Genomic DNA, 20,818 nt, shown 5'->3' with positions numbered 1-20,818 from the left:
ACCCCTCCGGTTCTCCCCGGGGTTATTTACTTTTCCCGTGTATAAAGTAGAGGGAAATGTAAATAACCCCGGGGAGAACTTTTTAAGCGGCGGCTTACTCGCGCAGCTCGCGTTTGCGATCCTTCACCGCAAAGTAAAGACCGCCCAGCACCAGCACAGAAATCGCAGCGAAGGACGCGGTGAGGGAACGCGCCATAGGCGTCATCGCCACATTGACCGCTGAGACGGCAGCCAGCACCATGAAAAGCGGCACCATCAGCACGAACAAAATCTTGCCGGGGCTAATAGCCGGTATTTGTTGCGAACTCGTGATGCTCTCTTTCTTCTTTTTTGCCTCTATTTCTTTCAGAAGACACCCGAGAATGCTTTACTGTGCAAGTAACTCGCTAAAAAACTTGACGGCAAATTTTCCAATGCACGAAAGGTACACAGATCTTTAGAGCCCCAATGACACGCTTCAGCCACACCAGCCCAGACGCCGCGCTCAAGACACTCATGCCCTACTGTCTTACCATTACGGCGATTACGCTCACCATGCACACGGCAATATTTTTCGCCCCCCCCCGATTTCACCCTCATCATTCTGGCAGGAGGCACAGGCCTTGTTGCTCTCCTCATGGGACTGTACGCACTTCTTTATGGCAAGGGGCTTGACCGCCTACGCTTCGGCGGGCTCATTGTTAACGCTTTCACCTACACCCTGTTAGTCTCTACCAACCTCACACATTTCGCAATCGCCGCTGGCTCAAGGGAAATTGAGATGCCTATAACTCCTTGCTCGCTGGGGTGGGTCAGCAGTAGGCATGGGAGCGTTCTGGGGTATCGGTTTACTCATTCACGTGTTCGCTGTCATCGGCGCACGTGGCTTTGAGGCATCAAGCGTGCTTGGCTCAGAGAAAATCTCGTGAGCGCGCTTGGCTCGGCAGAGCGTGAATGGGTAGAAGAACTCGCCGCCTCGTGGGCAGAAGTCTATAAAAAGTCAGTAACCACCCTGGTTTTGCTACGCATCGTCAAAACACACGGCCCCATTTCAGCAAGTGATATTCAGCTGAAATTCGAACAGCACACCGGTTGGACCATCACCGAACGCGGACTCTACCGCACCCTCAAACGCCTCTCGTCCTCAGATTTACTTGCCGTCACCCCTGCAAGCGTGCCCGGCACCGGCGCCAAACGCAAAGATTTCACGCTTACCCCAGCCGGGCAACTCTACCTAGAGCGGATTACAGAGCACCTGATCCAGAGGGAAAACCTCCCCTGACAAGGTTTTTGCAGGTGCATACCGGTAAAAACAGCAGACTTGCAGAATCTAAACTGCTGATGTTATCTATAGTTCTTTAAGTAGCGGGAATAAAGTAACCCAAGTTGGAATATAAGAAGAATTATCACTTGGGTAACAGGGTTATATGCAGTACCTAGAACAACGTCAACCCCAGATAAACAGCCGCAGAATCCATTCGACGCCAATAAAAAATGTCCTCCAGCAACACACTAGAGGACATCCCTTATTCACAGACCCTTATACAACCCTAAAATTAGGTCGGCCCGCGCCATAAGACAACGAATTATCAACACCAACAAGCTGCTCAAAATCACTTCTACGCACAAGAACCTCAGACAACACAGAAGCCATATTCCAGTGATACTTATTGAGATAATCCGTAATTTTCCCAAGAGCATTAAAGCGCACAGGATAAGCAGGAAACTCATTCTCAATACGACTCTTAGTAATCCCACCCAAATTCTTATACCAAGACGAAGCCTGATCCTTACTAATATCCCCATGAATCGATGCTCTGGTCACAAAACTCTTAGGATGCAACCCCCAATAACGAGCAAGATTGATAAGACCGTCCACATCCCCAGTGTTCAAAGAAAAGAACTGCCCCCGAACAACCTCATAAGGTGCTAAAAGCTCACCCGCAAACAAATCAGCACGAGCCTCAACCGCCTTAGGAGAATCAAGCCTAGACGAATACTTATCAAGCACCAGATGCGCGAACTCATGAGCCATCGTGAAACGTTTAGTATTATCAATAGTTTTTCTAGTGAGCATCATCAGAGGCGGAGTCTGTTCATCATGCCAATAAGTAACCCCGTTGACCTTCTCAACATCTAAGGGAAGGAAGGTAAGGAAAATACCGTCTCGCTCAAGATACCCAGTTAAATTGCCAACAGGGGCATCGGGAGGTATACCCCATCGGGCACGGGTTTGACGTGCAGCTTCTACCACCTGATGGTTGTTATTAGCCGCAATCTGCTCAAAAAGCGGAGCCGAGGGCTGATTAGAGATTTCGAGCAACCGATTAACCACATGTAACCGCAGAGAAGCTTCCGCTTCAAGCATATTTACCGTTTTCTTGGGCGTCCGGTATTTGCGGAACATCATCCCCTCAGCATCAACCATTGGAAGCTCAATCGTTAGGAGTTTTACATGCACATCGAGGATCTCAGCGTAACTCTCAAGATCTTCGCCTTTCAGCTCTAAATTTCCGCGTTCAATCTTAGAAGCCCACCCCTTTTGTTTACCTATCTGAGCTGAGGCAGCTTCAAGAGTGAAACCTCTGCGCAAACGCAACAGTTTAACGGTTTCGGGAACAGCTACAAGTTCTTTTTCTCTAGGGATAAGAGACAGAGGTTGAGGGATTGTATCAGGGTGTTCCACCGGATGAACTGAGGGGCTCATGTCAGTACCTACCCTTCCTTGATGGAGTACATGGTGCGTTGTTAAAAGAAAGTCTGAAAAACCTTGTATACCGGTTTTTGCAAACGCTCTATATTACACATATTAATCTATCAAGGAAACAAAAAGATAGGTTTTTCGGGTTTCAGAAAAGGTAATTACGAGCTCTTACGACCCCTATGCTGATCTTCTTCTCGCGTTGGAGCAAGCGCAGGAGCGCTGTGGGTATCGAGTTCACGCCCCACTTCCTCAGCCTCGACTGGGGACAGTTGATGGGTCTGTGCAGCTGGCGAAGGAATGGTGTTCTGTCGCAGCAACGTGGCCGGTGCGAAAATCTCAGGATCACTCGAAAGGAGTTCTTTTAGTAATTCTTGCACTTGTCCTAGATCGAGGGTGTAGGCAAAGATTGGGTGATCTAAGGAGATGGTTTGAGCTGAGAATACAGCTTTTGTCAGCATCCCGTTTCTGCCCACGGTGTATTTCAGCTGACAATAGAGGGGTTCATTATCAACAGATAAGAGCTTATCTGAAATACGTGAGCGGTAAATATCTGCTGACCTGTCGCCGGATTCATCAAAAAGATTGGCTTTGTCATTTTTGATGGTGTTGATAATGGGCAGCTCTTTTTTGCGGTCGGATCTAGTGGAGGTGCTACGCAGAAGATAGATTTGAACCTCTTTATGTCGAAACTCGAACCAGTCGTTGTGCCAAAGGTTTAGTGGGTTTAGCTCCTTCGCATGGCGGATTCTAGCAAGACGCTTGATGAGAATAAGAGTGAGCGAGCTGGCGGAGAGTGATCTAGTTTGATTAAGGTAGGCCTTTTTGTCCTCAGGGTCCCATCCTGCGGTTCTCTGCTCGAATTCAGCATAGTTTTGAGCGTGGGCATACATGAGGCAGGCAGTCATCTCTTCAATAACGGTAAGCGTGCCATCGTTTGCTAGTAGTTCCGCAACATCGTCTTGCTCAATCTGCATTGCTTTCGCCTTCCTCGGGCGGTACGATTTTTATGTAAAAAAGTTTCTCAGAAAGTTTCCTGGGATTAAAGCTAACAGGTGAAAAAGCATCGCGCAAGAGAAGATATAAGCACATGTATAAAACCCAAAAAAATACAACACCCCAACGGTGCAAAAACCCTCACCATCATCGGCCCTGATTACCTACCCTTCCCTCCCGCACACAAATACCTCACCTTCCTGCCCTACCAAGAAACCTCACCAAACACCATCACCACCTACGCCACCGCCCTCACCCAATGGCTCAACTTCCTCGAAACCACCGACACCCACTGGGAAGAACCCAATAACCTCACCATCGCCAGCTTCGCCCACTGGCTCAAAACCGGGCTAACACCAGGCACACCCCACATCGGTAAAGAACCAGAACCCCTACGCTCACCAGCTACTATCGGACTAAAAATTGCTGCCGTGACCGCCTTCTACAAATTTCACGCCCAACACACCGGCAACGACACTGCTTATCTATCCGTCACTTCCCACCACGGAAACCGCTACGGATCATCCTACAAAGGATTCCTTACGGGTGTAGCCGATAAAAAGCCATCCCGTTCCCCAGTGTTCAAAATTCGCACAGGGAACAAAACCCGCACCCCCGTACTAACTCCCGCCGAGATCAAAACCCTCCTGGATGCTTGCGCTGTGCAAGATGAATACGGATATTGGAAAGCCTCAATGCAAGGAGTCCGAAACCGATTCCTCTTCGCCACTCTGGCGGAAACCGGCATACGCCTCGGCGAAGCTCTCTCCCTACGACACAATGACATAAACATCACCTCCGGAGTGCAGCCCTATATTGACGTAATACCTCGCCAAGACCACCCCGGAGGCTCCCGTGTCAAAGCACGCTACGAACGCCGCATCTACATAGGCGATGACCTAGCCTCCCTCTACTCTGCCTACGTCTGGGAACTCATGGAAAACAACATTGACCTAGTGATAGATGAACTCAGCCAGCACTTCATCCTGGTCAATGGGTATAACGCGAAAGAACCCTTCTCCGCACTAACCCAAACCAACGTCTACGACCTAGTACGCCGATTGAAGAAAAAACTAGGGGATAAGGTGAACCCGGCATGGACACCACACTGGTTCAGACACACCCACGCCACCGCCCTCCTCTTATCTGGGGCACCACCGCATATTGTCATGCGCCGGCTTGGGCACCAAGACATCCAAACCACTCTGAACACCTACGGGTGGGTAACAGAAGATGCAGAACTCAAATCAATCAGTAGCTGGAAAGAGTACGCAACCGGCTGGGAAAACCATACCGCAGAGTAGAAGAGAGTAACTAGAATCATGGCACAGCACAATGTACTAGCCTTCCCCGCACCGGAGGAACCTGTCTCGAACCGTTCCTGGGGAGCAGCCTGGGAAAAAGTACCTGCAGACTGGCAGCAACCGGTCTACAGACTCGATCAAGAACCTAACAATCGGGTCTTCGTCCGCAACTCCAACTACCTCTATTCCAACAAAACCTACGACTACCGCACCGGGTACAGCCTCGCCGATAGAGAACTAGCCTGGTACATCTACACCATTTGGGTAGAGGGCACTCTTAAAGTAGATCCGGCCATGTTACGTTGGTACGTTTCCAGCACCCAATCCCTCATTGAGCGCCAACCCGCCAAGGAACGCGACTGAAGTGTCCCAGGTTTTGTTCCGTTTGAGTAGATGGGAAAATCTGGAACATGCCGAAGAAATTTGATCAGGATGCCAAGGATCGGGTGCTCCGCCTTGTTGAGGACCGCATCCTGGCGGAGGGGATCTCCATGCAGGAAGCGTGCAAGATCGTGGCCCCGAAACTGGGTGTCTCGTGGCATACTGCCCGGCAGTGGGCTCAGGCGGCCCGTCGCGAAGGCAGGGCAATTGATCCTTTACCTGAAGATCTCGTTGCAGAGGTGGCCAAGCTGCGTCGTGAGAATCAGGAGCTTCGCGACACTAACGAGTTGTTGAAGGCCGCGTCAGCTTTTTTCGCCTCAGAACTCGACCCCAAACGTCGGAAATGATCCAGTTCATCGATGAACACCGGGATCGTTTCACAGTCGAGTTCATCTGTCAGAGGTTGAAGAGCAATCGGCAAGGTGGCTTCATTTCCTCACGCGGATACCGTCAGTCAAAAGCCCGGGGATTAAGTGCCCGCAGCCTTCGCGAGGCCGCATTGACAAGGCGTATTGCCGAGGTTCATGAAGAAAACTACGCAGTCTATGGTATCCGCAAGATGTGGCATGCTCTACGCCGTGAAGGAATCGACATCGGCCGTGAGCAAACCGCTCGCCTGATGCGCCTTGCTGGAGTCAGTGGGAAAGGTAAAGGCCGGTTGCCTGTGACAACTCGCAGGTCCAAGGACTCGGATAATCGCCCTGACTTGGTAGGCCGTGATTTTCGTGCCCCTGGGCCGAATCGGTTATGGGTGGCTGACATTACCTACGTCCGTACCGGTAATGGGTTCGTCTACACCGCTTTTGTCACCGATGTGTACTCCCGCAAAATTGTCGGATGGGCATTATCAGATACGATGCGCACGGAAGCGTTGCCACTACAAGCACTCAACCAGGCGATTGTATGCGCAAAGGAAACAACGGGACTGATTCACCATTCAGACCACGGCTCGCAGTATGTGAGCATTGTCTATAATGAGCGCCTTGCTGAGCATGGAATCACTGCCTCTACTGGGACAGTCGGTGACTCCTACGACAATGCTTTGGCTGAGAACGTCAACGGTTCTTACAAAAATGAGCTTATTCATAGGCGGTCGTGGACTGACGTGGTTGATGTTGAGATTGCGACGTTTGAGTGGGTCTCGTGGTGGAACGAATCACGGCTTCACCAAAGTCTCGGTTACCGTACGCCGATAGAGGTAGAAGCAGGGTTTTGGACTGGCAATCCAAATCACGAGAGAATAGAAATCAAGGCAAATGCCTAGGAACAAAACCCGGGGCACTTCACGCGACACCTATAGTCTTGCAAATATCGAACCTTACAGGCTGATAAGTGAAGCAGCCCGCGCCTTCTACCGACGCAACAACCGCTACCCCTCACCCAATAACCTGCGCAATGTGGAATCCATCGCTAAAAACCTCTACCAGCACCTGACAGTGCGCTGCTCAGATAAGCCCTGGTATGAGCACGACGTCTGGAATATGCACCTGGATAACCGTATCCCTCGACGCGAGAATGAACCTCACGCAGAGAGAGTCATTAGCCTAGAGCACATTACCCAACCCTGGTTGAAAGAAGCGACCCGATTCTGGTTCTCCCAAGCCCTCACCTACGAGTATTACACCTGGACGTCCATCGCCTCACGAGTAACCCACCTCAACTACTTCTCTCGCTTCCTGACCACCTATCAGCATTCCCCAGTGACTCTGGGTGAGAGCCTGGGAGTCATAAGGAAGCTCACCACCGCTTTCACTGACTACCTTAAAACACCGGTGGAGGGCTGCCACGCCAAAGCCCTCTCAGAGACCACCATCGGTTCAGTGACCTCCACTTTGCAACGTTTCTACGAGTTCGCCTATGAGAATAAAGACCTCGTAGCTGAAAACACCGACGATAAGGCTTGGCTTGGGATTACCGCAGACCATACCCGGCTCTTCCCCGCCTATAAACGTAAAAAGAAGGGAAAAGCTCACCCGGTTACTTTCTTCACCCCTGATGAGTTAGCCGTAATGCTCTCTCACCTTGAGGTTCTAAAAACACCGATGAACCAGCGCATCACTCTTGAAATTCCTGGTAGAGAACCAGCTACCTATGGCGGTGTAGGGGATGAACAAGCAGCCCGTGTATGGATGATTCAAGCTCTCACAGGCCGCCGCGCCTCAGAAATCCTCATGATGGACTTCCAACCTCTCACCATGTTGGATGTAGACCCCGAAAAGATACAAGAGGACTCCTTCATCGCGCGTATGAATTACCAGCAAACCAAAGTAGACGGGGTGGAACCTACTATCTTGGTTGATGTTGCGGTAGTGAACATTATCCAGGAGCAACAAGCTTGGGTGGAAGAAAAATATCCTGGTCTAGAACATCCCTATCTTTTCCCTAATCCCAGGGCCAACTTCACTGGCGCACGCCCTCGCTCTTATCGTTCCTACGCTGACACTCTCAAACGCCTAGACCAGACCGTAAAACTCACTAATAAAGCCGGTGAACCGCTACGCTTCTCACAGACCCACCGGCTGCGCCACACCCGCGCAACTGAGTTGCTGAATAATGGTGTGCCCGTGCATGTGGTTCAACGCTATTTGGGGCACCGTTCACCGGAGATGACCATGCGCTACGCGGAGACTCTAGCGGCTACCGCAGAGGCCGAGTTTTTGCGGTATAAGAAGGTTGGTTCTGATGATCGTGATCTTGGGCTTTCGGCTAAAGACCTTTTGGAGATTAGTCAGTTAGATCATCGGGCAGATCGTATTCTGCCCAACGGGTATTGTATGCTGCCGCCGACTCAGAGTTGCGATAAGGGTAATGCTTGTTTGCCGTGTGGTGCTTTTGCTACTGATGCTTCTTATATCCAGGAGCATCGGGAACAGCTCACTCGATTAGAAGCGTTGATTGATGAGCGTAAAAACCAGTACAAGGCGCGGCGTGGTGAGGATATGCCAGAGACGAATGTGTGGCTTACCGGCAGACTTCGCGAAAAGACCTCACTCGAAGCAATCATCACCAAGTTAGAAGACGAAGCTGCCCAAAACAAAGCAGTCTCTGGGGCAGGAACATCAGGGCGTGTGGCGCTTACTCTTATCACCAACCCTGCCAAAGACGGCACCTCACCTATCATTCAACCCAACTTGCGAACCCATCGCTAAGCCACCAAAAAAGCGAGAACCCCATGCCCAATATCATCACCGATTCCAGTCCACAAACGAAACGAGCCGACGCCCTTCGGAAAGCCGGTAAAAACCGCACCCAACAAGCAACGCAAAGGGCTGAAAAAGCTATCCGCCAACTTATTAAAGATGGCGGAAACATCAACTTCTCATCCGTAGCACGCACCGCAGGGGTATCCACCAAGTTCCTGCACCAAAACGATGAACTATCAGATAGGATCCGAACCTTAGCTGACCAGCAAAAAGGCAAATCCCCGCGACCTGTAACCCCAACCAAAACCGCGGGGGAGTCTGCCATTATCTCCATCCTGAAAAAAGAGCTAGAGAATGAAAAAGCCAGAAACAAAAAGCTTCGCGAAGAATTACACCAGCTGGAAACCGCCCGCGAACATCTGCTAGGTCGTCTCCTACAGTATGAGGACTTCCTGCAGTAGCACAAAGCTGGGTTCTGGGCTAATTTTTATCTATTCTGACTTTCTAAATAGTCTAAATATTTTTTATATTTTTCGCACATTTTATTCTTAACATACTGCTCAATGTAGGCATAATCTGGTTGCTGAGAATCATCAATGGGCAATAGTATCTGTTTACGTTTTATGCTATTGCTGTTCCCCATGCGCCCATACATATATTGGGAACATGCTTTTTGTACGGCACCAGCAATAAAGATGCCATTGTATTTATTAAGGCGTCTGTTTCTGAGAATGATCATTGAGGAACCACCGCCGCCACGACCAAGAAAATCGACAGGCTGGTAGAACGAGCTACCATCCACAGGGCTTACAGTGATGCAGTTTCCGGAGTCAAGTTTTTCATCTTTCTTGGGGTCGCAATATCTGACCACCCCATTATTCCTTGCCCCAGATGCTATAAAAGGTATTTCTCCGTCTTGATATGAGTGGTGGGTCCTGTATCTGGGCCTGTTGACTATAAAAAGGCTGTCAATGAGGAAATGACCCCATTTCTTTTCTTCAAGTGGGGGTATGTCGCTGAAGATAGTTTCTTCTAAGTTTTTGAGGGCGAAGGATTTATAACGGTCTAATAAGGTTTTTTCCTGTGTGGAGGTGTATTCCTCCATGTGGTCGTATGCTGGGTTTCCCGAGGCATCAGTAGGAAGAACTATTTTGAGACGTTCAATCCGCTTATCGTTTATTTCTCTGTTGAAATTGAAATTAGATTTTTGCTTTTCAAGTGACGTAGTTAGGTAGAGGTAACCATATTTTGACATGCCAGATTTTTTGAGGTGGGTGATGTGGTCACTTGCCACAAAAGTAAAAGGCTCATAGAAGGCTTTACCTACACTACCGCTGTTAGCTAGGCTGATGCAGTCTTTGAATACACGATTTTTGTGTATCTGTGTGACAAACGAATCAACGCCATTATTCAGGGCTGTTGATGAAATATAAGGTACTTTGCCGGCTACATGATCAGATTTTTTAAATCTTTTTCCACGCTGAATTTCATCAAAAATATCAGGGATTGAAAAAGTGTCCCAAGAAAGATTATTTTTGATCATTGTCTGTCTCCTGGAAAAGATGCTGACGGTTTTGCATAATCATCGAAAATTCAAATGTTAGGTAATCTCCGACTGTCTTTTCAAAATCTTCATCTATCGGCGGGGCATCATTAAAGTAGTAGAAACTATGTAGCCATTCATCATCATGCTCAACTCTTGACTCCACGCAAAATTCTACGGGGGCCTCGGTCTTTCCCTGCCAAATATCAATTAAATGTTTTTGTTTATCCTTAGCAGATTCACTCTCAACGAGCCCGAGATGGGCTTTTGTCTCATATCCATCATCTCTAAAGTCAATGAACTTACTTATATGGTCTTCTGGGTGTGGTTCATGCGCTGTGAAGACAGCGATAACAGGATTGGTCCCCACACCGTAAAAGGTGCTGGTGTTGCAGGTGATTACACCTTCTAGGGTGTGGTTTTCTAGGATGGACTTTTTGAAGTCTTTTTCAGAAGATGTCTTACCTGTAAGTGAAGATTGCGGGATAATCGCTGCAACTCTGGCACCTTTTACTACTGACTTCAAAAGATGTTCCACAAACGAAAGTTCATACTGAGTCGGATCAGACTTGGATCCTTGTGAGTAGGGAGGATTGATTAGTCCTACCGTAGCACCTTTCAACTGGATCTGAGCAGGGTCTTTGGCTAGGAAGTCGCTACATTCAAGATTGCTGTTACCGTCTTTCCTTAAAATCATGTTGGTAGCCGCAACGGCAAACATGTTGCTTTGAATCTCAAAGCCATGTAGTTGTACTTTTTTGATATTTTTCCGTTGTTGAGAGGTTTCTGACTGTTCAAGCATCTTGTGCATGGCAGAGATAAGAAACCCACCAGTGCCACATGTAGGGTCTAGTACCTTATCGTCAGGTTTTATGTCTACAAGATCGCACATGAGGTCGGTAATATGCTTTGGAGTCAGGATGATGCCCAGCGACTGTCCATCTCCACCTGAATAACTCATAAACTCACCATAGAAACGCCCGATAAAGTCTTCGGAGGTTTCTTGATACTTTATGCTCTTAAAAATTCTCTCGTATAAAAATTCAGTAAAGAATTTAAGTGGAGTCTTTTTGAGGGATGTGTTTACTTCATTCAATCTGAAACTGGTGGTCAGTATTGAAAATTCAGAGAGTAGTTTGTCTCTTTTTATATCTGGTCCGACATTAGAGCGGGTCAAGCGACTTTTTACTGCATTGAAGATCTTATCTCCATCCCGTGCAGTATCTACTTGGTCGCCCCTGAGACTTTTAATGCTGAACATATCTTTTTCGATTTCGTCCAAGGCAAGCAGTATCGCAGACACAACTAAGGGCTTATCCTGGTCCTTTAGAGTCCCATAGGTTCGCAGATAGTCGTGGAGTTCAGCGGCATCCTTAAGTATCTGTTCAGTCGTTTTTTCAAACGATGTAGGTTCTTCTAGGACATTTCTTGTGTAATATTCCTTGATATTTTCCGGGGAGAAAGAAATGAACGACTCTATATCAGGTAGGGTCTTGTAACCCTCTCTATCATCTACCCAGAGAGGGGTAATGGAATGATATTTTTCATTGCCGGATACGCCGACTGCAAAAACTTTTCTAAAATTGCTGTTTTGGGCTATGTGTTTACCATAGAAGTATGCACCGTTGACGGCATAATTTACAGTATCCTTTGTGTTAGTTGAAATTATGCCATTTTCGTTTAGTTTGATGTGTTTGTTTTGGTTTGATTTATCTTCAATTACCAGCACAAAATCGTCTATGACTGCAACGAATTCGGGAAACCCAGCGTTCCCTGTCTGCTTTTTCGATGCTGATTTTAGGGCTTCGTTTATCTCTAAGACGTTACTTCCTTGAATATCGAAGTCAATCCCTGCGTCTTTAAGCTGAGTAGCTACCCAGAAATCAATTTCAGCTTCTTTTTTCGCCATTATCCAACCTGCTCTTCCGTGCCTGACCTGTTTTGCCTTGGTATTCATCTTTAGGGGTGGCTAGGAAGATTCTACCGTCTAGAATGAAGTGCCCCGGGTTTTGTTCCTAGGCATTTGCCTTGATTTCTATTCTCTCGTGATTTGGATTGCCAGTCCAAAACCCTGCTTCTACCTCTATCGGCGTACGGTAACCGAGACTTTGGTGAAGCCGTGATTCGTTCCACCACGAGACCCACTCAAACGTCGCAATCTCAACATCAACCACGTCAGTCCACGACCGCCTATGAATAAGCTCATTTTTGTAAGAACCGTTGACGTTCTCAGCCAAAGCATTGTCGTAGGAGTCACCGACTGTCCCAGTAGAGGCAGTGATTCCATGCTCAGCAAGGCGCTCATTATAGACAATGCTCACATACTGCGAGCCGTGGTCTGAATGGTGAATCAGTCCCGTTGTTTCCTTTGCGCATACAATCGCCTGGTTGAGTGCTTGTAGTGGCAACGCTTCCGTGCGCATCGTATCTGATAATGCCCATCCGACAATTTTGCGGGAGTACACATCGGTGACAAAAGCGGTGTAGACGAACCCATTACCGGTACGGACGTAGGTAATGTCAGCCACCCATAACCGATTCGGCCCAGGGGCACGAAAATCACGGCCTACCAAGTCAGGGCGATTATCCGAGTCCTTGGACCTGCGAGTTGTCACAGGCAACCGGCCTTTACCTTTCCCACTGACTCCAGCAAGGCGCATCAGGCGAGCGGTTTGCTCACGGCCGATGTCGATTCCTTCACGGCGTAGAGCATGCCACATCTTGCGGATACCATAGACTGCGTAGTTTTCTTCATGAACCTCGGCAATACGCCTTGTCAATGCGGCCTCGCGAAGGCTGCGGGCACTTAATCCCCGGGCTTTTGACTGACGGTATCCGCGTGAGGAAATGAAGCCACCTTGCCGATTGCTCTTCAACCTCTGACAGATGAACTCGACTGTGAAACGATCCCGGTGTTCATCGATGAACTGGATCATTTCCGACGTTTGGGGTCGAGTTCTGAGGCGAAAAAAGCTGACGCGGCCTTCAACAACTCGTTAGTGTCGCGAAGCTCCTGATTCTCACGACGCAGCTTGGCCACCTCTGCAACGAGATCTTCAGGTAAAGGATCAATTGCCCTGCCTTCGCGACGGGCCGCCTGAGCCCACTGCCGGGCAGTATGCCACGAGACACCCAGTTTCGGGGCCACGATCTTGCACGCTTCCTGCATGGAGATCCCCTCCGCCAGGATGCGGTCCTCAACAAGGCGGAGCACCCGATCCTTGGCATCCTGATCAAATTTCTTCGGCATGTTCCAGATTTTCCCATCTACTCAAACGGAACAAAACCTGGGACACTTCAGAAAGATAACTCATGTGAGCGAGAAGGTGCATGGTCCTACGGAATACTTGAGTAATAGTATTACCTAAGAGAAATAATCGTTTGGCTAGATGAAACAGAAAATAGTTGGTTAGGAACTATATATAACCCGATGGCAGGAATTGCCCCCATGCTCACAGCCCAAAGACCTAGCCCCACTTGTGTCGAGGGAACAGAGAGAGGCAGGCGCGCGTCCGCCACTCTCATTTATTCGCCCAAAGATCAGCGAGCGTCTAGTTCACCCTTTGCCCGAATACGTGCCTACGCACCCAGGCGTGCATTGCCACGGCGGCGGCAGATGCAGCATTCATGGAACGGGTCGAGCCGAACTGCTCAATGGAAAGCGTCGCCTGCGCAGCCTCGTGAATCTCCGGCGAAAGACCGGGGCCTTCCTGCCCAAAAACCAGGACGCATTTTTCGGGTAAGTCGTAGGTTTCAAGTTGCTGGGAATCCGGGAAAATATCAATACCAATCACAGCAATGCCCTCAGACTCAGCCCACGCTAAAAAGTCCTCAATGGTGGGGTGGTGACGCACGTGCTGGTAGCGGTCAGTAACCATGGCACCGCGACGGTTCCAGCGGCGCTTACCAATAATGTGTACTTCTTTCGCCAAAAACGCGTTGGCGGTACGTACCACCGTGCCGATGTTGAGGTCGTGCTGCCAGTTCTCGATCGCCACGTGGAACTCGTGCCGCTTAGTATCAAGGTCAGCGATAATCGCGTCCATCTTCCAGTAGCGGTAGTGATCCACCACGTTGCGACGGTCACCCTCGCGCAAGAGTTCTTCATCCCAGTGGTCGCCTTCAGGCAACTCGCCTTCCCAGGGGCCAACACCAATCACGTGGTTGGCTTCAGCAGAGGTCGGCTCAACCTGCTCTACTTCAGAAGACTGCACCGGTGCATCGTTCTCTTTACTCATACCCTCACCCTTTACACATCAAAACGCCACCGATAAGTCTACCGGTGGCGCTTGAAAAAGAAACGAAACTTTTTAGCTCAGACCCAGGTCGTCCTTGGAGTAGGCGTAGAAACAGGGCACGCCCGCTATCTCTTCGATGTGCTCCTTAGCGCCGGTTGCGCGGTCAACGATGACGGCAACAGCAACAACCTCAGCACCAGCTTTTTTTAGAGCTTCGACAGCGGTCAAGGCTGAACCGCCGGTGGTGGAGGTATCTTCAACAGCAACCACGCGGCGTCCTTCGACAGAGGGGCCTTCAACCTGACGGCCCATGCCATAGGACTTCTGCGCCTTGCGCACTACAAAAGTGTCAATGGCGCGTCCAGCATCGCCCGCAGCGCGCATGATGGCGTGACCTACCGGGTCTGCGCCCATAGTCAAGCCGCCGGCAGCCTCAAATTCGATGGCGTTCTGATCGAGCAAATCAAGCATGACCTGCCCCACCAGACGCGACGCCTCATGGTGCAGGGTAATGCGGCGCAAATCAACGTAGTAGTCAGCTTCTTTACCCGAAGCCAGGGTCACCTTGCCACGAACAACAGCAAGTTCAGAAATTAGTTCGCGCAGACGCTCGCGTGCTTGGTCAATAGGGAGGGTGTTAGAAAAATTAGCCATAATGCCCAGTCTAGTGGGTGGTCGCAGCCTCACAGCGTCGAGAGTGCAGTTTAAGACCGGTTTCTCATGAAAGCCGGTCTTAAACTGCACTCTCGGCGATGGCAAGGCGGACGCGCGCAGACAGCGCCCCCTCACTCTCGGCGCCAGGTACACCGAAAGCCCTTGCCGTACACGCAATAGGGTGTACGAAAATAAACTACACAGAGATCAATGCGGGCGTAGGGTTGAACCATGACTATTTTCGAAAAAGACCCCACCGAAACCACCGGTCAGAAGCTCACCCGCCTGGGGCTAGGAGCCGGGCTTACTTTCATGGGTGTCCTGCATTTTAAAAAGGATTCCGTGCCGTCTTTCGCCTCGATTGTTCCGCCTTGGGTGCCAGGTAGCCCCGAAACTGTCGTGTACGCATCAGGCGCTGCAGAACTTGCCCTCGGTCTGAGCTTACTCACCGCACCCAGGGCACGACGCGCGTCCGGCTTGGGCACAGCAGCCCTCTTTGCCGCGGTCTTCCCAGCAAATGTTTACCAGTGGCGAGAGGGTATCGACATTCCGGGGCTGATTGATACCGATGCTAAGCGAGCGCGGCGCCTACCCCTGCAGATCCCGATGATCGTGGGCGCCCTATACGTAGCTAAGAAATAGCTCTCCCTTCAAAAAATTACAAAATTTCAATTGTTCCATCAAAACATGCAGGAGGGGCGGATACCTGCAACATATGAAACCTATATAGGCTTACAAATCCAGAAATATTCACAAAAATTGAATTTATATTCATTTGTGATCTTTATTGCATTTATAGAGAGGGGGTAGAATCAAATTACGATTTATCAAAATCGTAAAAGGAACTACTTACGGAGGCCATAATGTCTCTATCGTTTGCAAAGAAATCACTAGTCACACTCACCCTTGGAGTTAGCTTGCTCGGCGGGGTGGCGGCAGCCAATGCGGCCACCATTTCAGGAGGTGGTGGAACTTGGGATTACGGAACCACCTACCTAACAATGAAGACTTGGTCAAAATACCACCATCCTTCTCGCGCACATGGAAGTACCGCATGTAACGCAAAGCTCATGCAGTGTAAGCCCGACTGTTCCTGGGGGTGTTTGGTCAGATGCATCCATCCGAGCAACTTGGGGTGGGAACATTGCATACTGGCGTTAAAGAGTTGATGTCTATTACCTACTGCTAATTGTTGTAGCCCCAGTAGCTATTGGGGCTACAACAATAATTTATTAAAGGCGTTCTCGTCATGAATAATATAAAAAGAGCTTCTACCTTAGTTTGGGTTATTTCTTGCCTATTGAGCACCGTACTAACAGGAGCAATCTTTTTGTTTCTAGTAGACCAAGACCGTTGGGGACCAGAAGATTTCAGCTCAGGTTTTACAGTTTCTGAGATTTCGCCAAACATTGAAACTGAGCACTTTATAAAAACGCTACAGGATGTAGCTAATTACAATGGCTTGAATGTTTATAAATTAACACCATCATCTAATAATGATGTTAGAAGTACTGATTACTACCTTTTCGAGGGGAATCCGAGTAAGACTTTAGGTGACCTCAATTCACAATTTTTTCCCACCTTTACTGGAGTATACTCTGCTGCTTTGTATGACACCTCTGCGCTCAAACGAGCACAGTTGACAGGCACTTATCTGGTGCAGGGCACCTCAGCAGAAACCCGCAGTATTACGAGTTCTTTAAAAGAGGCGGGGGTCGAGACACGAGAGGTTTCTGCGCACCCTGGATACTTACTGTGGGTATTCTTCGTGATTGGAAGTGGCTGGGGTGTAGCTATCGCTAGCTTGGTTTTAGCGTTGTTGCTTGCCCTCTGTCAGTTGCAAAGCATCCGCCTCTCAGTGGTTGCTATAAGAGTTTCCACAGGTGAGTCAAAAACACGAGTGCAATTATTTGAGTTGCTAATACTTGCTGTTCCCGTATTTGTACCCTTCATAGCATCAACAAGATTTATTTTGAGCTATAGCCTATTAGTATCTGCTGGTTACCGTCTACTCAGCATTGGCGCTATTGCGTTCCAACAGTTCATAGTTCTCGCGGTGTTATTACTTATTAGTCGTGTTGCAGTGATTTTGTTTGAGACTCGACAGTCTCTGGGAGAGCTCATCAAAGGAAAATGCCCAGAAACAATCCTTAGTTTTCTCTCTGCTTTACTCGTAGTCGTAGCCGCCTTGGGGGCTTCTGCCACAGCTTCTTACACCTTAAAACAGATTCAGAACTACAAGGCGGAACGCCAGTCAGATGAGGTACGTCTGAACCAGCCTGACCTTGTTCAGCCTGACTGGGTTATGCTCTGCAGGGTAGCCAAGCAGACAGTGTCAAAAAGTCTATGGCAATGTGTTCACAGAGCTTCAAAGAACTGGGGACAGCTTTCTAGCTGAGCCAAATGTTCTTTTTGACACCGAACAAAGCGACAGCGTGCTTACTCATAATATGGCCGTCAGCCCTAATTATCTTTCTGCCTTTACAGAGATTGATAAACAGACGGTGGAAGAAATATCAGATATGGCATCTGCCGATTCCACCGTAGTGGCACTTATTCCCTCAGAGCATGCCTCCGCAGAAGATCAAATACGGTCAAGCGTTCAATCATGGGCATCTTTTCAGAACACCCCGGAGGAGCCTGAGAATAGTGATATTTCAGTAAAAGTTGCATCGGATATTAATACGGGAATCATACCGCTACTCTACTTCAGCACTGACACTCAAATGTACATAAAGAACCCCATCCTCGTGGTGGTCGATTCCACTAATAATGTTTTACCTCCAAGCAGTGTTGAGACTTTAAAAACGGTCTATCGCGCCCCAGCTTATCAAGCAGCAGTATCAGAGAATAATCTTGACTTAGCGGTTATTGGATTTGAGAGTCTTTCGCAATACACCTAATTAGCCCAAACAGACCGAAAAGCTGCTCTTGCCGTTGTCGTTATCGGTACATCTGTAGCTTCAGGCGCATTGATTATCGGTGCTATTTTATTAGTGTATATCTATGTAAGCCGTAATAGAGCAGTAATCTTTTTGCAAACTATGTCGGGAGCTAATTTTACTGAGATACACGGGGTTTCCTGAATAAAATACTTTTACTTATTGCCCTACCAGTAGCAGTTTCAGTCGCTATGTCTGCGCTGGAGCCTCTCCCCGCCGTTCTGATCGCATTGGGCGTGTTGTGTGTTTTCTTCCTAGTAGTCACTACAACCTTACGTAGATATAACTACACCATTTCGCGCTTCGCCCTTGAAATTTCATGAGCTTAGGAAGGAAAATATGACTATAAGCAACTCTTTATCAGTCGTAGAACTCGGTTTCAGTTACCCCGCTATAACTTTATGGGAAAACATCAGTTTTGAAGCACCCTCCGGTTCCTTTATCGCCTTACGTGGGCACAGCGGTTCTGGAAAAACTACTTTATTACAGTGTTTGGGAGGGCTCGAAAAACCAACAGCTGGTGACATTAAATTCGACAATATAAACCCCGCTCATCTAAAGGGAAAGTCGCGACGAGATTTTCTGCGTACCAAAGTTAGTTTTGCTTTCCAGAACTCTGGTCTAGTTGCTTCATGGACTGTACGGCAAAATCTAGATATTGCTGGTTACAAAGTCGCGGAGCACAAAGCGGAAGCCCAGGAAGCGTTTGAGCGGTTCAACTTAGATTACGATTATCTTGATAGACCTGTTTTTCAGCTAAGTGGTGGTGAACAGCAAAGGGTCGGTCTCATACGTTTGGCTCTACGTCATACCCCCTTAGTTCTCTTGGACGAACCAACAGCCGCTTTGGATGACGATAATGCGGGGCGCGTCGGGGATTTCGTCAACCAACACTGCGCCAAGGGAGGCATAGCAGTGGTTGCCACTCACGATGCGCGTCTGGTGGAACACGCAGATGTAAGCATTATTTTGAATTAACACCCAAGTGGGAGAACTCCGCCCGCTACCCCAGCCCGCCCACGCTCGGCGGCAGGGCTGCGCGCAGCTTGGTCAGCATCTCTTCGTATTCGGCGTCGGGGTCTGAGTCCGCAACGATTGCACCCCCAGCGCTCAGGCTGACTTCACCGGAGGCAGAGACCACCAGGGTGCGAATAACAATCGAAAGGTTCGCCGCCCCAGAAGCAGAGAAAAACCCCAGCGCCCCAGAATAAATCCCGCGAGCGCGTCCCTCAAGCCGGTCGATAATGTCCATGGTCGAAGGCTTGGGCGCACCAGTCATCGACCCACCGGGAAAACAGGCTTGCACCGCCCCCACCGAACTCACATCTGCCCGCAGACGAGAGCGCACGGTCGAGACTAACTGGTGTACGGTTGAATAAGATTCCACGCCCATAAGTACCGGCACCTGCACCGTTTCGGGGTAGCTGACCCTCGAAAGATCGTTGCGCAGCAAGTCCACAATCATGAGGTTTTCAGCGCGGGTTTTGGCGTCGGTGGTGAGCCAGTGGGCGCGGGCGGCGTCCTCCACCGAATCAGTTGCACGAGCGATGGTTCCTTTGATGGGTTTAGTTTCAGAGACCCTATCGGTGCTGATACTCAAAAAACGCTCAGGCGATGAACTCAAAATGAAGAAGTCTTTGCAGTGCATAAAGGCAGCGTAGGGGGCTGCGTTGTGGTCGCGTTGCGCCAGGTAGGTGGCAAGCGCACTCTCTTTGCTCACTGGCGCGGATGCGCGTGCCCGAGTTTGCGCGGTCAGGCAAACTTCGTAGCTATTGCCTTCAAAGATTTCACGCTGGCATTCTTGCACGGCTGCGGTGTAGCGAGCGCGGGTGGGCGGGGTGAAGGTGAGGCCGGTCAGGAGGCTTGCTGCCGAGTCACGGTTTTCGGTACTTGCCAGGTGCGGCTCCATCTCGTCACACCACTGTTCATCACCAATCAGCCAGTTTTCTTCGGTGGCATGCACATGGATGATATATCGTATGGCAGGAATCCAGAGGGCATCAGGGGTGGACGCGCGGTGGCGAACAGAAGACGCCGGTTCAGTCAGGGCACGGTATTCGTACCCGAAGTACCCCACGTAACCGCCCAAAAGTGCTTCGGTCAGTTCTGATGGGACGTCGTGAGGTTGGGGTGCGTTGGCAAGAGCCGCTTCTAGGTCAGTGGCAAAAGAATCGGTGGTGCGCACGTCCGTGCAGATGAGAGGTTCGGTGCCCTGCGGTACGACCCCCAGGTAAGAAAAACGCGACATGGGTGATTCTTCTCGGGCAGAGTCTAACCAGAAAGAATAATCAGAGTTAGCAGAGATAGTCCGGTAGATCTCAGCTACAGAAAGACTCGTAATAAGGGGGCGAACGGTCAGCGATTCGGGGCAGGTGTGGGGCGCAGTAGTCACCCAAGAATTCTAGCGGTAGAGAGGCAAGCGGGTATAAAAATCCCCGCTGCTCCAACAACTGAAAACCAGATGAAAGAGCAACGGGGTAAGGCTTTCAAGCCTAGAAAATTTTTAGCGCACCTGCGGGGTTTCGCCGTTTTCTGAGACCATAGGCAGTTCGGCGTCCTGCCATGCACCCATACCGCCGATAACGTTAATGGCGTCGAAACCGTACTGGTTGAGGTAGGCGGCGGCACGCAGGGAGCGTCCACCGGCGCGGCAGATGACGTACACGTCTTCGTCCAGCGGCACTTCTCCGTAGCGTTCGGGCACTTCACCCAGGGGAATGTGCTGGGCGTTTTCAATGTGACCTTCTTGCCATTCGTAGTCCTCGCGCACGTCCAGAATCTTTGCGCCTTCAGGAATCTGGTCTACGGTGACCTGGGGAATATCATCGTTCACGGTTTTCACCTTTCGCAAGAAAAAATCTTTGTCTTACCTTTCAGCTTAGAACCAGCGACCGGGTGCTACAAGATTGGCAGAATTTTTCAGCCTACAGCCAAGTG

At 49.5% G+C, this 20,818-nt stretch carries 21 protein-coding genes; 11 read left to right on the top strand and 10 right to left on the bottom strand.

The features are described from left to right. Nucleotides 1–94: 94 nt before the first annotated feature. Nucleotides 95–262, bottom strand: coding sequence for a hypothetical protein (locus JR346_RS00835; RefSeq protein WP_205482568.1), 168 nt, complete (start codon nucleotides 260–262; stop codon nucleotides 95–97). 642 nt (nucleotides 263–904) lie between these two features. On the opposite strand from JR346_RS00835, the gene JR346_RS00830 reads away from it, so the two are divergent. Beyond that, entirely contained in the window at nucleotides 905–1,261 is a 357-nt protein-coding gene (locus JR346_RS00830; RefSeq protein WP_205482567.1) for a PadR family transcriptional regulator, read from the top strand. Nucleotides 1,262–1,519: 258 nt separating this feature from the next. On the opposite strand, the gene JR346_RS00825 is transcribed toward JR346_RS00830, so the two are convergent. Further along, nucleotides 1,520–2,686 (bottom strand): ImmA/IrrE family metallo-endopeptidase, encoded by a 1,167-nt coding sequence (locus JR346_RS00825; RefSeq protein WP_205482566.1) that lies wholly within the window; start codon nucleotides 2,684–2,686, stop codon nucleotides 1,520–1,522. Between the two features lie 155 nt (nucleotides 2,687–2,841). Further along, a complete protein-coding gene (locus tag JR346_RS00820) occupies nucleotides 2,842–3,657 on the bottom strand; it encodes a hypothetical protein (RefSeq protein WP_205482565.1) in 816 nt (271 codons plus the stop codon). Between the two features lie 78 nt (nucleotides 3,658–3,735). Here JR346_RS00820 and JR346_RS00815 point away from each other — a divergent pair, with 78 nt between their 5' ends. The 5 genes from JR346_RS00815 to JR346_RS00790 all read left to right on the top strand — a co-directional run bounded on the left by JR346_RS00815 (nucleotide 3,736) and on the right by JR346_RS00790 (nucleotide 8,965). After that, complete coding sequence (locus tag JR346_RS00815) at nucleotides 3,736–4,980, top strand: tyrosine-type recombinase/integrase (protein ID WP_205482564.1); 1,245 nt, start codon at nucleotides 3,736–3,738, stop codon at nucleotides 4,978–4,980. Nucleotides 4,981–4,998: 18 nt separating this feature from the next. Continuing rightward, nucleotides 4,999–5,343 carry a hypothetical protein gene (locus JR346_RS00810; RefSeq protein WP_205482563.1) on the top strand — a complete coding sequence of 115 codons (345 nt, stop codon included), beginning with the start codon at nucleotides 4,999–5,001 and terminating at the stop codon, nucleotides 5,341–5,343. Between the two features lie 47 nt (nucleotides 5,344–5,390). After that, a protein-coding gene (locus JR346_RS00800) for an IS3 family transposase (protein WP_370592585.1) occupies nucleotides 5,391–6,625 on the top strand; the annotation gives its coding sequence in 2 pieces (ribosomal slippage) (nucleotides 5,391–5,682 and nucleotides 5,682–6,625; 1,236 coding nt in all). Then, nucleotides 6,618–8,510: a tyrosine-type recombinase/integrase gene (locus tag JR346_RS00795; RefSeq protein WP_205482562.1), complete on the top strand. Its 1,893-nt coding sequence runs from the start codon at nucleotides 6,618–6,620 to the stop codon at nucleotides 8,508–8,510. Before JR346_RS00800 ends, JR346_RS00795 begins: the two co-directional genes overlap by 8 nt. A 23-nt stretch (nucleotides 8,511–8,533) precedes the next feature. After that, the gene (locus JR346_RS00790; RefSeq protein WP_205482561.1) at nucleotides 8,534–8,965 is read left to right on the top strand and encodes a DUF6262 family protein; all 432 of its coding nucleotides are present in this window, start codon (nucleotides 8,534–8,536) and stop codon (nucleotides 8,963–8,965) included. Nucleotides 8,966–8,991: 26 nt separating this feature from the next. Here the strand turns inward: JR346_RS00790 and JR346_RS00785 are convergent, their stop codons facing one another. The 5 genes from JR346_RS00785 to pyrE all read right to left on the bottom strand — a co-directional run bounded on the left by JR346_RS00785 (nucleotide 8,992) and on the right by pyrE (nucleotide 14,939). Continuing rightward, entirely contained in the window at nucleotides 8,992–10,047 is a 1,056-nt protein-coding gene (locus JR346_RS00785) for a restriction endonuclease subunit S (RefSeq protein ID WP_205482560.1), read from the bottom strand. After that, a complete protein-coding gene (locus tag JR346_RS00780) occupies nucleotides 10,034–12,004 on the bottom strand; it encodes a class I SAM-dependent DNA methyltransferase (protein ID WP_205482559.1) in 1,971 nt (656 codons plus the stop codon). Before JR346_RS00780 ends, JR346_RS00785 begins: the two co-directional genes overlap by 14 nt. 58 nt (nucleotides 12,005–12,062) lie before the next feature. Further along, nucleotides 12,063–13,297, bottom strand: a protein-coding gene (locus tag JR346_RS00775) for an IS3 family transposase (RefSeq protein WP_370592585.1) whose coding sequence is annotated in 2 segments (ribosomal slippage) — nucleotides 12,063–13,006 and nucleotides 13,006–13,297 — 1,236 coding nt in all. Because the reading frame shifts where the segments join, the coding sequence is not laid out codon by codon here. Between the two features lie 301 nt (nucleotides 13,298–13,598). Beyond that, nucleotides 13,599–14,285, bottom strand: coding sequence for a TrmH family RNA methyltransferase (locus JR346_RS00765; RefSeq protein WP_205482557.1), 687 nt, complete (start codon nucleotides 14,283–14,285; stop codon nucleotides 13,599–13,601). A 72-nt stretch (nucleotides 14,286–14,357) separates the two neighbouring features. Continuing rightward, nucleotides 14,358–14,939, bottom strand: a complete 582-nt coding sequence (gene pyrE, locus JR346_RS00760) for an orotate phosphoribosyltransferase (protein ID WP_204877633.1) — start codon at nucleotides 14,937–14,939, stop codon at nucleotides 14,358–14,360. Between the two features lie 231 nt (nucleotides 14,940–15,170). Here pyrE and JR346_RS00755 point away from each other — a divergent pair, with 231 nt between their 5' ends. From JR346_RS00755 to JR346_RS00735, 5 genes are all read left to right on the top strand, one after another. Next, on the top strand, nucleotides 15,171–15,581 hold the full coding sequence (locus JR346_RS00755) for a hypothetical protein (protein WP_205482556.1): 411 nt from the start codon (nucleotides 15,171–15,173) through the stop codon (nucleotides 15,579–15,581). Between the two features lie 221 nt (nucleotides 15,582–15,802). Further along, nucleotides 15,803–16,108 (top strand): lactococcin 972 family bacteriocin, encoded by a 306-nt coding sequence (locus JR346_RS10550; RefSeq protein WP_205482555.1) that lies wholly within the window; start codon nucleotides 15,803–15,805, stop codon nucleotides 16,106–16,108. Between the two features lie 80 nt (nucleotides 16,109–16,188). Further along, nucleotides 16,189–17,337 carry a hypothetical protein gene (locus tag JR346_RS00745; RefSeq protein WP_205482554.1) on the top strand — a complete coding sequence of 383 codons (1,149 nt, stop codon included), beginning with the start codon at nucleotides 16,189–16,191 and terminating at the stop codon, nucleotides 17,335–17,337. After that, nucleotides 17,294–17,842: a hypothetical protein gene (locus tag JR346_RS00740; protein WP_205482553.1), complete on the top strand. Its 549-nt coding sequence runs from the start codon at nucleotides 17,294–17,296 to the stop codon at nucleotides 17,840–17,842. The genes JR346_RS00745 and JR346_RS00740 overlap by 44 nt, the downstream gene beginning before the upstream one ends. Before the next feature lie 378 nt (nucleotides 17,843–18,220). After that, on the top strand, nucleotides 18,221–18,859 hold the full coding sequence (locus JR346_RS00735; RefSeq protein ID WP_205482552.1) for an ABC transporter ATP-binding protein: 639 nt from the start codon (nucleotides 18,221–18,223) through the stop codon (nucleotides 18,857–18,859). A 25-nt stretch (nucleotides 18,860–18,884) separates the two neighbouring features. On the opposite strand, the gene pabB is transcribed toward JR346_RS00735, so the two are convergent. Together pabB and JR346_RS00725 are read right to left on the bottom strand one after the other, a co-directional pair. Continuing rightward, a complete protein-coding gene (gene pabB, locus JR346_RS00730; protein WP_205482551.1) occupies nucleotides 18,885–20,273 on the bottom strand; it encodes an aminodeoxychorismate synthase component I in 1,389 nt (462 codons plus the stop codon). A gap of 111 nt (nucleotides 20,274–20,384) precedes the next feature. Continuing rightward, nucleotides 20,385–20,723, bottom strand: a complete 339-nt coding sequence (locus tag JR346_RS00725; protein ID WP_204877824.1) for a rhodanese-like domain-containing protein — start codon at nucleotides 20,721–20,723, stop codon at nucleotides 20,385–20,387. Nucleotides 20,724–20,818: the final 95 nt, after the last annotated feature.

Source organism: Rothia sp. ZJ932, assembly GCF_016924835.1.
In the GTDB taxonomy this organism is placed as follows: domain Bacteria; phylum Actinomycetota; class Actinomycetes; order Actinomycetales; family Micrococcaceae; genus Rothia.
This window is presented reverse-complemented; position numbering and strand designations above follow the sequence as displayed.

Coding starts and splice junctions, on each gene's coding strand:
- JR346_RS00825 (WP_205482566.1), bottom strand. CDS start 2,686: ATGAGCCCCTCAGTTCATCCGGTGGAACACCCTGATACAATCCCTCAA.
- JR346_RS00820 (WP_205482565.1), bottom strand. CDS start 3,657: ATGCAGATTGAGCAAGACGATGTTGCGGAACTACTAGCAAACGATGGC.
- JR346_RS00810 (WP_205482563.1), top strand. CDS start 4,999: ATGGCACAGCACAATGTACTAGCCTTCCCCGCACCGGAGGAACCTGTC.
- JR346_RS00795 (WP_205482562.1), top strand. CDS start 6,618: ATGCCTAGGAACAAAACCCGGGGCACTTCACGCGACACCTATAGTCTT.
- JR346_RS00790 (WP_205482561.1), top strand. CDS start 8,534: ATGCCCAATATCATCACCGATTCCAGTCCACAAACGAAACGAGCCGAC.
- JR346_RS00785 (WP_205482560.1), bottom strand. CDS start 10,047: ATGATCAAAAATAATCTTTCTTGGGACACTTTTTCAATCCCTGATATT.
- JR346_RS00780 (WP_205482559.1), bottom strand. CDS start 12,004: ATGAATACCAAGGCAAAACAGGTCAGGCACGGAAGAGCAGGTTGGATA.
- JR346_RS00765 (WP_205482557.1), bottom strand. CDS start 14,285: ATGAGTAAAGAGAACGATGCACCGGTGCAGTCTTCTGAAGTAGAGCAG.
- pyrE (WP_204877633.1), bottom strand. CDS start 14,939: ATGGCTAATTTTTCTAACACCCTCCCTATTGACCAAGCACGCGAGCGT.
- JR346_RS00755 (WP_205482556.1), top strand. CDS start 15,171: ATGACTATTTTCGAAAAAGACCCCACCGAAACCACCGGTCAGAAGCTC.
- JR346_RS10550 (WP_205482555.1), top strand. CDS start 15,803: ATGTCTCTATCGTTTGCAAAGAAATCACTAGTCACACTCACCCTTGGA.
- JR346_RS00745 (WP_205482554.1), top strand. CDS start 16,189: ATGAATAATATAAAAAGAGCTTCTACCTTAGTTTGGGTTATTTCTTGC.
- JR346_RS00735 (WP_205482552.1), top strand. CDS start 18,221: ATGACTATAAGCAACTCTTTATCAGTCGTAGAACTCGGTTTCAGTTAC.